The organism is Phenylobacterium immobile (ATCC 35973) (genome assembly GCF_001375595.1).
Lineage (GTDB): Bacteria > Pseudomonadota > Alphaproteobacteria > Caulobacterales > Caulobacteraceae > Phenylobacterium > Phenylobacterium immobile.
Window position 1 is genome coordinate 258,216 of the sequence record NZ_CVJQ01000002.1, and the last position, 10,950, is coordinate 269,165.

Sequence of the window (10,950 nt, forward strand, 5' to 3'; positions counted from 1 at the left end):
CCGCCCGTGATTCGTCAGCAGTTTAGATCGTTCGATATCGTTACTTAAGGCTCATCACCTAGACCTTCCGCGCCTAAGGCTTCGTTGACAGGGCCTCCGCCAAACCCAGCCGCGCCAATTCATCGGCCCGTTCATTATGCTCGTGACCGGCGTGACCCTTGATCCAACGCCAATCCACTTGGTGACGCAGGCGCGCGGCGTCGAGGCGCTTCCAAAGGTCGTCATTCTTCACCGGCTTCTTGTCGGCGGTGCGCCATCCCCGCGCCTTCCAGCCGTGGATCCACTCGCCGATCCCCTTCTGGACGTATTGGCTGTCAGTATGAAGTTCGACCGCGCACGGCTTGGTCAGGGCGTCCAGCGCCTGGATCGCCGCCATCAGTTCCATGCGATTGTTTGTCGTAGCCCGCTCCCCGCCGCGAATTTCCTTGCGGGTATCGCCCCAGAAAAGGACCGCGCCCCAACCCCCGGGACCGGGATTTCCTGAGCAGGCGCCGTCCGTGTAGATCACAACCTTCGGAGTCATGACCGACCGAACAGCACGAGGTCGGGAGCGCTGCGGTGCACCGCCAATTTGCGCTCGTATTCCAGCGGATCCTTGGGGCGCACCAGCGCGCCTTCGGGTGTCGAACCCCAGTCGGCCAGACGCGTCAGGAAGAACCTCATCGCCGCGCCATGGGCGAGCGCCGGCAGGGCCGCGCGCTCAGCCGCCGACAGTGGCCGCACCTGCTCATAGCCGGCTACGAGCGCGCGCGCCGCCGTAATGTTGAAGGATCCGTCGGCTTCGAAACACCAGGCGTTCAGCGCCACCGCCACGTCATAGGCCAGAGCGTCCGTGCAGGCGAAATAGAAGTCGATGGCGCCGGCGAAAGCATCGCCGGCGAAGAAGACGTTATCCGGGAAGAAATCGGCGTGGATCACGCCCTGCGGCAATCCTTCCGGCCAGGCTGCGGCGAGCCGTTCGAGATCGCCGCGGATCGTCTCCGCCAGGCCGGGCTTCAGACGATCAGCGGCTTCGCCCAACGGCGCGAACATCCCCGCCCAGGCTGCCTGGCCCAGGTCGTTGGGACGCTGTTCGGGGAAGCCCTGGGCCGCGACATGCATCGCAGCGAGCCCTCGCCCTGCCTCCCGGCACTGGGCGATGCTGGGTCGGCGCACGGAGAGACCCTTGAGGAAGGCTACGATGGCGCAGGGCTTGTCGCGCACCATCTGCAACGTTCGCCCTTCCCGATCGGCCATGGGGGCCGCGCAAGCGTAGCCGTGATCAGCCAACCACGTCATCAGATCCAGGAAGAACGGCAGGTCGTTCGGATTCGTGCGCCACTCGAAGACCGTCAGGATGTAGCGCCCGAGATCGGTCTCCAGCAGGAAGTTCGAGTTCGACACGCCCTCGGCGATGCCCTTGAAGGCGACCGCCTGACCGAGGTCATAGGTCGCGAGCAGACCCGCGAGTTCGTCCTCGTTGATATCGGTATAGACCGCCATGGGCCGCCCATTGCGGCGCCCAGCGACAGTGGTCAAGCACGCCCATGGCCCCTATCGTCGTGTTTCGAAGGAGACTTATTTGCAACGGCTAGGCATCCGCACCGCGCTCTATCGCGCCTTGGGCGGTGTGATGGTGGCCCTGGCCTTCGCCGGCGTGTTCCTGCCGGTGCTGCCGACGACGCCCTTCCTGATCGTGGCCGTTTGGGCTTTCGCGCGCTCCTCTCCCGAACTGGCCGAGCGATTGCGCGACCATCGCCGCTTTGGTCCCTACATCAGGCGCTGGGAGGAAAAGCGCGCCATCCCCCGCAGCGCCAAGGCCGCCTCGGTGATCGGCATGAGCGTAAGCTTCGCCTTGCTGGTCGCCGCTGGGCGAGGCCTTTGGGTCAACGCCGGCGTCGGCGCCATCCTGCTCTGCGTAGCAGCTTACGTCCTCAGCCGGCCTTCGCAGTAGGATTTCGGCGATAGATTTCGCTGGGCCACCGCTTGTGGACCCAGAACCACTCCGCCGGCCGGGCGCGGATGCGGTCTTCGATGAAGGCGTTCACCCGTGCGACGCCCGCCTCGATGTCCGCCGGCCGGTCACCGGTGTCGACCAGGACGATCGGGTCGTGAACAATCACCCGGAAGCGCGCCTTTTCGATCCGCTGGACCGACATGGGCACGATCGGCGCCGCGAACCGCAGCGCAAAGCTCGACGGCCCAGGTGCGGTGTGGGCCGGCAGGCCGAACAGCGGCGAGGCGATCCCGCCATTGAATTTCTGATCGTTCATCAGCGCGACCGACTCGCCGCGCGCCAGCGCTCGCAGCAGCGACCGCGCCCCATCGCCGCCCTTCGGCGCGAACAGCCGCACCCCGTAGCGGAAGCGGCTGGCGCGAATCCGGGCGTCGACGTGCGGATTGTTCGTGGCGCGATAGGTGATCTGGCAGTCGACGCCGGCATGGATGATCACCGCGGGCATGATCTCGAAGGATGAGAAGTGTCCGGAGATGAACACCGCCGGCCCGCCGCCGCCGGCGATTCGCACCAGAGCCTCGGCGTTCACCACCTCCACGCGGGATGGATCAGCGATGATGCGGTCCAGGATTGGAAACTCTGCGAACCAGCGCCCCAGGTGACCCCAGCTTTCCTTCACCAAAGAGTCGATCGCAGTGGGCGAAGCCTCGGGAAAGGCGATGGCCATGTTGACCCGCATGACGTGGTCGGCGCTGGTCAGCGGGCCCAGCCAGCGGAAGAGCCAGGCGCCGAAATCTGAGGCCGCATCGATCGGCGCCAGGCGCGCAAGACCCGCGGCGACGTCATAGGCTAACGCCTCCAGCCTCCAGCCGATGTCCCGTGCGAACGACGCCATGTCCCCTGATAGGGCGAGCCGTGGCGTCAGCGCAAACCTCGCGCTATCACGGAGGCATGCCTGACAATGATCCCAGCCTCGACCTTCTGGAGCTTTCCGAACTCGATCCCTTCCTGCTGGAGCTGAACGCCGCGGCGGCGGAGGCCATCCTGCCGCTGTTCCGCGCCGACCACGGCCTGATCGACAAGGGCGGCGCCAAGGGCTTTGATCCTGTCACGGAAGCGGACAAGGGCGCAGAGCGGGCCATCCGCAAGTTGATCGAGACCCGCTATCCTCACCATGGCGTCATCGGCGAGGAATACGGCGAAGACCGGCCCGACGCCGAGTTCGTCTGGGTGCTGGATCCCGTGGATGGAACGCGGGCCTTCATCGCCGGCTTGCCCCTCTGGACCACGCTCATCGGCCTGCGCCGCCATGGCAGGCCCGTCTTGGGGTCCATCGGCCAACCCTTCCTGGACGAGATCTATATCGGCTCCGCGGACGGTTCCCGGCTGGTCTGGCTGGGCGAGGAGAGGCCGATCCAGGCTCGCGTCTGCCCGAGGCTTTCCGACGCCATCATCGCCACCACCGATCCGGAAACCTGTTTCGATGGGGCGGAAGCCGCCGCCTGGAGCCAGGTCCGCGCCGCGGCGCGCCTCGCGCGCCTGGGCTGCGACGCCTACGCCTACGCCATGGTGGCGGCCGGAACGATGGACATGGTGATCGAAGCCGGCCTCAAGGCCTGGGACATCGACGCCGCCATCCCGGTCATCGAAGGCGCCGGCGGGGTCGTCACCGACTGGCGCGGCGCCCCGGTCGGACCGAACGGCGGCCAAGTGGTCATCGCCGGCGACCGCGCCTGCCTCGACGACGCGCTCGTGGCGCTGAAGCGATCTGCGAAGGACGCCTAAACCGCCGAGACAACGATGTCATGACCGGGACACGCCCGGCGATGACGATCCTTAAACTAGGCCTTGGGTTTCGCCGTCGCCTTCGGCTTGGCCGGAGCCTTCGCCTTGGCGGCGGCCGGCTTCGCAGCGGCCTTCGCCAGCGCCTTGGCCTTCGCCGCGGGCTTCGCAGCTGCAGCCTTGGTCGGCGCGGGCTTCTTCACCGCCGGCGCCTTGACGGTCGCGGGCTTCTTGGCTGCCGCGGCTTTCTTCGGCGCGGCCTTCGGGGGCGCGGGCGCCTTGGCCGGCTCAGGGGCCAGATCGACGTCAGCGATGATCGGCGCGGCGGCGGATTCCAGGTCTGGCGCCGGCTGCACGATCACTGGCTCGGGCTCTGGCGACGACGAGGGCAGAGGTTCAGCGGCCGGCTTCACTGCAGGTTCGGCGACCTTGCCGGTCAGGGCGTCCAGGACCTTCTGGAAGAAACTACGCATGTCGTCGGTCTCCATGAGGATTTCGTGGAACGCGCCGGGGACTTCGACCAACCGCGCTTGCGGCAGGGCCCGTGCGGCGGCGACGCTGGCCGCGTTGTCGACAATCGACTCAAGTTCCGCAGTGAGAATCGTAACCGGCGTCTTGATTCCTGCCAATGTGGCTGGCTTGGCCAGAGCCGCCGTCGCCGAGAGGCCAAAGTCGAGCCAGCCCCAGGTCGGCGCGCCCAGAGCCAATTGCGGCGCGGTCGCCAGCAAGGCGGCGGTGCGCGCGTACCGGCCGGCGTCATGGGTCAGCCGGTTGCCGGCGAAGCGCTGGTAGAAGGGATCGATGTCGACGTGCGGTTGCACATAGTCCCCGCCGCGGCCGATTAGGATCATGGCCTTGGCCGCCAGATGGGCCGCAGGCGCCGGCGTGTTTCCCAGCTCAATGCCCAGCATTGGCGCCGACAGCACGATCTCGTCGAAGGCCGCGCCCCTGGCCGCCGCCAGCAGGGTCAGGCATCCGCCCATCGAATGGCCGATCGCGATCCAGGGCCTGGGCAACCTTTCGGCGAAGGCGGCGATGACGGCGTCGAAATCCGCCAGGAAGGGTGCAAACCCGCCGACCGCGTGACCGCGCATCGGGTCGGCAAGCAGCCGGTCTGAGAGTCCCTGCCCGCGCCAGTCGTGGACCAGGACGACAAACCCACGCGCCGTCATTTCCGCGATGGTCTCGAAGTACTTCTCGATGGGTTCGGTGCGCCCGGGGCTGAAGATGATCGCGCCGCGCGGCGCCGCGTCCGGCTGGAACAGCGCTGTCCGCAGCCGCACCCCGCCATGGCCCACCACCCATTCGGCCTGGGCGGCGCTGGGCACGGGCGCGGCCGGGATCGCGAAGAGCGGCGCGGGATCAGCCATCGCTAGCTGAACATCGCCTTCAATATGGGTTGCATCTTCATCGCCAACCCCATGTTGGACAGCTTCAACCTACCGGTGAACATCGCCTTGGCCGGATCAAGCCGGCGTTCGCCCAGGGCCACCAGGTCGGCCAGGGTCGTGCGGATGGTCAGGTCGGCGGCCTTCTGCTCATTCGTGGCGCCGTCGCGAGTCACGTGGATGAAGCCTTCACCCTTCAGGTCGATGAGGATTGACTGATCCAAGTCGGCAAGAGCCGCGCTCTTCCCGTTCAGCCAGCCGGTCACGTCTTCAAGGGTCGCCATGGCGACAGTCTTGCCGTGAACAGGGGCGAAATCAAACCTTGAAGCTGGTGAACCGGCGCCCATCTAGGGCGGGAAGACGCTGGATTTCCAGGTCTTCTGGACCGTGCGGCGCTGAATCCGGGCCGGGCGGGACACCCTGAACGCAACCTTGCTGCCTGAAGAAGGATGTGAACGCACATGCGTACGATCGACTTTTCCCCCCTCTATCGCTCCGTCGTGGGCTTTGACCGGCTGGCCTCGCTGCTCGAGACCGCAGCCGCTGACGCCGCCACCGGCTACCCGCCCTACAACATCGAGCGCACAGACGAGAACGCCTACCGCATCGACATCGCGGTCGCCGGCTTTCGTCCTGAAGACCTGAACATCGAGGTCAAGGAGAACCTCCTGACCGTCCAGGGCCAGAAGCCCGCCAACGACGACGCCCGTCGCTACCTCCACCGCGGCCTGGCCGAACGGAACTTCGAACGCAAGTTCCAGCTGGCCGACTATGTGGTGGTGGAAAGCGCCAACCTCGCCGATGGCCTGCTCTCCATCGCCCTGAAGCGCGAACTCCCCGAGGCGCTGAAGCCCCGCCGGGTCGAGATCAGCACACAACCCACCGCCCCGCTGATCGAGGGCGCGGCGGCTCAAGCCGCGTAAGCGGGCGACAGCCGCAAAGACTGGAGGGCGGCGTCTTCGGGCGCCGCCCTTTTCTATTCGGCTCGCGGCCGATAGCCCGCGTACAGCGCCTGCGCCGCTTCACGCAGCAGCCCCATCTCGACGGCGGCGCCGGCCGCTCGCAACTGCTGTGAGCCCTGGCCGGCGGCCAGGATGGAGGCGTCTTCACAGGCTATGACCACCCGCGCCACACTTGCCCTCGCCAGGCGCTGACCGCAGGAGGCCGCGCCGCTGGAGCGTTCGCCGCAAGGCTCGAGGGTGACATAGGCCGTAGCGCCCGCGGCCTGGTCGCCAGCCTGCGCCAGAGCGCGTTCCTCGGCGTGCGGCCGGCCGCCCTCGCCCGTCGCGCCTTCGCCGACGACGCGACCGTCGTGGACGATGACGCAGCCCACGGACGGATTGTCTCCGGTCAGGCCGAGGCCGGACTGAGCCAGGACGATCGCCCGGCGCATGAAGACCTCGTCCGCTGTCACGGCAACTTGTTGGCGCGGCTCGCGTCGAGATATTTGGCCGAGATCGGCTTAAGATCGGCGTCGAGCTCGATGACCAGCGGGTTGCCGGTCGGGACCTCAATGCCCATGATTTCATCGCTGCCCAGGCCCCAGAGCAGCTTGACGATCGCGCGCAGGGAATTGCCGTGGGCGGCCACCAGCACGGTCTCGCCGGACTTCAGCACGGGCGCGATCTCGGTCTCCCAATAGGGCTGCACCCGGGCCAGCGTGGTCTCCAGGCTCTCGGTCAGGGGCAGGTCGGCGCCCGCGTAGCGACGGTCCCCCTGGAAATCATACTCGCCGCCCGGGGCCAGTTCCGGCGGCGGCGTGTCGTAAGACCGACGCCAGATGCGGACCTGCTCCTCGCCGTGCTTGGCGGCGGTCTCGGTCTTGTTGAGGCCGGTCAGCCCGCCGTAGTGGCGCTCGTTCAGGCGCCAGTCCTTGATCTCGGGCACGAAGGCCTGCCCCGCCGCGGCCAGCGCCAGCCACGACGTGCGAATGGCTCGCGTCAGCACCGACGTATAGACGCGGTCGATCGCGATGCCCTCGGCCTTGATCAGTTCGCCGCCCTTCCTGGCCTGGGCCTCGCCCTCGGCGGTGAGGTCGACGTCCACCCATCCGGTGAAGCGGTCTTCGAGGTTCCACTGGCTCTGGCCGTGGCGGAGCAGGATCAGGGTCGGCAAGGCGGGCTCTCCGGTTTTCTGGCGAACGGTCCTGCCAGACGCAGGCGGTTGGCCGCAAGGGCGAACAGCCGCTATAGCTTCGCGCGATGCTCGATCGCTTCTACATGCCGCTGCTGGCCCTGGCGGCGCTGGCCGCCATCGGTCTGTCGCTGGTTTGGCCGCAGGGCCTGGGCGACCGCTCGCCCGCGCCCTTCGGCCATGAGCCCGAGCAGCGCACGCCGGCCGTGCGCGCCGCCATGCAGCGCGAGGCCGAGGCCGCCCAGCGTCGAGACGCCCAGACGCGCGCGACCTTGCGGGAAATGCAGGCCCAGACCGTGGCGCCCGTCCAATGAGCGACCCTGATCCCAGCGCCATCGGCCCCATCGCCATCGGTCGACGCGTACTGGCCGCTGAGGCCGCCGCGCTCCAGGCCCAGGCCGACCAACTGGGTGAGAGCTTCGCCCGCGCCGTCGAGACTCTGGCCGTCGCCAAAGGCCGCATCGTTGTCACCGGCGTCGGCAAGTCCGGCCACGTCGGCCGCAAGATCGCCGCCACCTTCGCGTCCACCGGCGCGCCAGCCGTCTTCGTCCATGCCGCCGAGGCCAGCCACGGCGACCTGGGCATGATCGGCGCTGACGACGTCATCATCGCCCTTTCCAAATCGGGCGCCGTCGCCGAGCTGGCGGACGTGATCGCCTACGCCACCCGATTCCGCATTCCTCTGATCGCCCTCACCGCTGAGCCAGACAGCACGCTTGGGCGCGCCGCCGACGTGGTCCTCCAGCTGGCCGCCGCCGCCGAGGCGACCGACGCGGTCTCCGCGCCCACCACGTCCACCACGCTGCAGATCGCGCTCGGCGACGCCCTCGCCGTGGCCCTCTTGGAACGCCGTGGCTTTGCGCCCGAGGATTTCCGCGTCCTCCACCCCGGCGGCAAGCTGGGCGCCATGCTGCGCAGCGTCGGCGACCTCATGCACGGCGGCGAGGAGACTCCGTTGGTCGGCCTGGATACGCCCATGGACAGGGCGTTGCTTGTCATGACCGAACGCCGCTGGGGCGTCCTGGGCGTCGTCGACGGCGAGGGCCGCCTGGTCGGCGCCATCACAGACGGCGACCTGCGCCGCCACATCGACGGCCTCATGACCCACACCGCCGCAGAGGTCATGACGCCTGGCCCCAAGAAGACCGTGCCGCCGACGCTGCTGGCCTCCGAGGCCCTGGCCCTGATGAGCGATCCGGCGCCGGCGGTCACAGTGCTGTTCGTCGTCGAGGCCGGCCGGCCCGTCGGCATCCTCCATGTCCACGACCTGCTCCGCGCCGGCGTGATGTAGCCATAAGGGCCCTGAATGCTCGGCAAGCCGCGCGACGACCTTTCGCCCAACAGCTTCGACTACGAGATCTGGCCTCTGGTGAAGGCGACCGGCTTTCGCGAATATGACGCGCGCTGGATCTTCGGGCCCGAAATCAACTTGCTGGGCGTCCAGGCCCTGGGCCTCGGGCTCGGAACCTACATCCATCAGTTGGGGCTCAGGCGCATCGTCGTCGGCCATGACTTCCGCAGCTATTCGCTCTCGATCAAACAGGCCCTGACGCTCGGCCTCGTATCCGCCGGGTGCGAGGTGATCGACATCGGTCTCGCCACTTCGCCGATGGCCTATTTCGCGCAGTTCGATCTGGATGCGCCGGCTGTCGCCATGGTCACGGCCAGCCACAACGAGAACGGCTGGACCGGCGTGAAGATGGGCGCCGCTCGCCCGCTGACCTTCGGCCCCGAGGAGATGGCCCGTCTCAAGGCCATCGTCCTCGACGGGGCCTGGACGCCGCGACCCGGCGGCACGGTGGCCCACGTCGGCGGCGTGCGCGAACGCTACATCGCCGAGGCTTCCGATCACGTCCGCCTGACCCGTCCTCTCAAGGTGGTCTGCGCCTGCGGCAATGGCACGGCGGCGGCCTTTGCGCCCGAGGCCCTGCGTCGGATGGGCGTCGAGGTGGTCTATGAGATGGACTGCGAGCTCGACTGGAGCTTCCCGCGCTACAATCCGAACCCCGAAGACACCGTGATGCTGCACGCCATGGCTGAGGCCGTGCGCGAACACGGCGCGGACCTGGCGCTTGGTTTTGACGGCGACGGCGACCGCTGCGGCGTGGTCGACGACGAGGGCGAGGAGATCTTCGCCGACAAGATCGGCCTGATGCTTGCCCGCGACCTCGCACGCCTGCACCCCAATGCGACCTTTGTGGTCGATGTGAAGTCCACCGGCCTCTTCGCCACCGACCGGGTGCTGAAGGACCACGGGGCGAACACCGTCTACTGGAAGACCGGCCACTCCTACATCAAGCGCAAGACCGCCGAGCTCGGCGCGCTGGCCGGCTTCGAGAAATCCGGCCATTTCTTCTTCAACCCGCCGATCGGCCGCGGCTATGACGATGGGCTGGTGGCCGCCGCCGCGATCCTGTCGATGCTGGACCGCAATCCATCGCGCAAGCTCTCGGACCTGAAGCGCGCCCTGCCCGTGGCCTTCACCTCGCTCACCATGAGCCCGCGCTGCGCCGACGAGCTGAAGTACGGCGTGGCCGAGCGAATCGTCGCCGAATACCAGGCGCTCGCCCAGGCCGGCGGCAGCCTCCTGGGACGGCGAATCGTCGAGGTGATCACGGTGAACGGCGTCCGCGTCGCCCTGGAGGACGGCTCCTGGGTGCTGGTGCGGCCGTCCTCGAACAAGCCTGAACTGGTGGTCGTGGTCGAGAGCCTGCGGAGCGAGGACGACATGCGCGCCCTCTTCCGCGAGGAAGTTCGCCCAAGACTTGCGCGCTATCCGGAGATCGGCGCCTACAACCAGGAAATTTAGTCATATCACACGGGTAGACGACCAAGGTTCGGCCTTGGCGCCCACGGCGCCGCGTGATGAAAGCCGGCGAATTCTGACCGATCGAGGGGAATATCTATGCGCGTTGCGATGATTGGCACGGGCTACGTTGGTCTGGTGAGCGGGGCTTGCTTCGCTGATTTTGGTCACGTGGTGACCTGCATCGACAAGGACGAGAGCAAGATCGCGCGCCTGAAGGAGGGCGGCATCCCGATCTATGAGCCGGGCCTGGACCTTTTGGTGGCGACCAACGTCAAGGAAGGCCGGCTGTTCTTCACCACCGAGGCTGAGCAAGCCGTGCGTGAGGCCGATGCGGTGTTCATCGCCGTCGGCACGCCCTCGCGTCGCGGCGACGGCCATGCGGACCTGTCCTACGTCTACGCCGCCGCCGAGGAAGTGGCGGGCTACGTCGACGGCTTCACCGTGGTGGTCACCAAGTCCACCGTGCCCGTGGGCACCGGCGACGAGATCGAGGCGATCTTCAAGCGCGTGCGGCCCGACGCCGACGTGGCGGTGATCTCCAACCCCGAGTTCCTGCGCGAAGGCGCCGCCATCGAGGACTTCAAGCGTCCCGACCGCGTGGTCGTCGGCACCACCGATGAGCGCGCGCAAGGCGTGATGCGCGAGCTCTATCGCCCGCTCTATCTGAACGAGACGCCGATCGTCTTCACCGCGCGGCGCACATCCGAGCTGATCAAGTATGCGGCCAACGCCTATCTCGCCATGAAGATCACCTTTATCAACGAGATGGCCGACCTCTGCGAAGCCGTCGACGCCGACGTCCAGCAGGTCGCCCGCGGCATCGGCCTGGATGGCCGCATCGGCGGCAAGTTCCTGAACGCCGGCCCCGGCTACGGCGGCTCGTGCTTCCCCAAGGATACGCT

14 protein-coding genes are annotated in these 10,950 nt (G+C 67.6%); 7 read left to right on the forward strand and 7 right to left on the reverse strand.

Features of this window, described 5'->3' with window-relative positions:
• Positions 1 to 73: 73 nt before the first annotated feature.
• Positions 74 to 523, reverse strand: coding sequence for a ribonuclease HI (gene rnhA / locus BN1313_RS15360; protein WP_091743173.1), 450 nt, complete (start codon positions 521 to 523; stop codon positions 74 to 76).
• Entirely contained in the window at positions 520 to 1,482 is a 963-nt protein-coding gene (gene thrB / locus BN1313_RS15365; RefSeq protein ID WP_091743174.1) for a homoserine kinase, read from the reverse strand. Before thrB ends, rnhA begins: the two co-directional genes overlap by 4 nt.
• Positions 1,483 to 1,561: 79 nt before the next feature.
• On the opposite strand from thrB, the gene BN1313_RS15370 reads away from it, so the two are divergent.
• Positions 1,562 to 1,933 carry a YbaN family protein gene (locus BN1313_RS15370; RefSeq protein ID WP_245620253.1) on the forward strand — a complete coding sequence of 124 codons (372 nt, stop codon included), beginning with the start codon at positions 1,562 to 1,564 and terminating at the stop codon, positions 1,931 to 1,933.
• On the opposite strand, the gene BN1313_RS15375 is transcribed toward BN1313_RS15370, so the two are convergent.
• A complete protein-coding gene (locus BN1313_RS15375; protein ID WP_091743176.1) occupies positions 1,914 to 2,831 on the reverse strand; it encodes a lysophospholipid acyltransferase family protein in 918 nt (305 codons plus the stop codon). The genes BN1313_RS15370 and BN1313_RS15375 overlap by 20 nt on opposite strands.
• Before the next feature lie 56 nt (positions 2,832 to 2,887).
• Here BN1313_RS15375 and hisN point away from each other — a divergent pair, with 56 nt between their 5' ends.
• Complete coding sequence (gene hisN / locus BN1313_RS15380; RefSeq protein ID WP_091743177.1) at positions 2,888 to 3,721, forward strand: histidinol-phosphatase; 834 nt, start codon at positions 2,888 to 2,890, stop codon at positions 3,719 to 3,721.
• 56 nt (positions 3,722 to 3,777) lie between these two features.
• Here the strand turns inward: hisN and BN1313_RS15385 are convergent, their stop codons facing one another.
• Both BN1313_RS15385 and BN1313_RS15390 read right to left on the reverse strand, forming a co-directional pair.
• A complete protein-coding gene (locus BN1313_RS15385; protein ID WP_176696059.1) occupies positions 3,778 to 5,088 on the reverse strand; it encodes an alpha/beta fold hydrolase in 1,311 nt (436 codons plus the stop codon).
• 2 nt (positions 5,089 to 5,090) lie between these two features.
• Complete coding sequence (locus BN1313_RS15390; RefSeq protein ID WP_091743200.1) at positions 5,091 to 5,390, reverse strand: SCP2 sterol-binding domain-containing protein; 300 nt, start codon at positions 5,388 to 5,390, stop codon at positions 5,091 to 5,093.
• 177 nt (positions 5,391 to 5,567) lie between these two features.
• On the opposite strand from BN1313_RS15390, the gene BN1313_RS15395 reads away from it, so the two are divergent.
• Positions 5,568 to 6,029 (forward strand): Hsp20 family protein, encoded by a 462-nt coding sequence (locus BN1313_RS15395; RefSeq protein WP_091743178.1) that lies wholly within the window; start codon positions 5,568 to 5,570, stop codon positions 6,027 to 6,029.
• A gap of 53 nt (positions 6,030 to 6,082) precedes the next feature.
• On the opposite strand, the gene BN1313_RS15400 is transcribed toward BN1313_RS15395, so the two are convergent.
• Complete coding sequence (locus tag BN1313_RS15400) at positions 6,083 to 6,520, reverse strand: bifunctional diaminohydroxyphosphoribosylaminopyrimidine deaminase/5-amino-6-(5-phosphoribosylamino)uracil reductase RibD (RefSeq protein WP_245620254.1); 438 nt, start codon at positions 6,518 to 6,520, stop codon at positions 6,083 to 6,085.
• Positions 6,517 to 7,221, reverse strand: a complete 705-nt coding sequence (gene gpmA / locus BN1313_RS15405; RefSeq protein WP_091743179.1) for a 2,3-diphosphoglycerate-dependent phosphoglycerate mutase — start codon at positions 7,219 to 7,221, stop codon at positions 6,517 to 6,519. The genes BN1313_RS15400 and gpmA overlap by 4 nt, the downstream gene beginning before the upstream one ends.
• Positions 7,222 to 7,307: 86 nt before the next feature.
• Between gpmA and BN1313_RS15410 the strand changes: the two genes are divergently transcribed.
• From BN1313_RS15410 to BN1313_RS15425, 4 genes are all read left to right on the forward strand, one after another.
• The gene (locus BN1313_RS15410; RefSeq protein ID WP_091743180.1) at positions 7,308 to 7,553 is read left to right on the forward strand and encodes a hypothetical protein; all 246 of its coding nucleotides are present in this window, start codon (positions 7,308 to 7,310) and stop codon (positions 7,551 to 7,553) included.
• A complete protein-coding gene (locus BN1313_RS15415) occupies positions 7,550 to 8,530 on the forward strand; it encodes a KpsF/GutQ family sugar-phosphate isomerase (RefSeq protein ID WP_091743181.1) in 981 nt (326 codons plus the stop codon). The genes BN1313_RS15410 and BN1313_RS15415 overlap by 4 nt, the downstream gene beginning before the upstream one ends.
• A 15-nt stretch (positions 8,531 to 8,545) precedes the next feature.
• Complete coding sequence (locus BN1313_RS15420; RefSeq protein ID WP_091743182.1) at positions 8,546 to 10,048, forward strand: phosphomannomutase/phosphoglucomutase; 1,503 nt, start codon at positions 8,546 to 8,548, stop codon at positions 10,046 to 10,048.
• A gap of 96 nt (positions 10,049 to 10,144) precedes the next feature.
• The coding region (locus tag BN1313_RS15425; RefSeq protein WP_141653175.1) for a UDP-glucose dehydrogenase family protein at positions 10,145 to 10,950 on the forward strand (806 nt) is incomplete at its 3' end.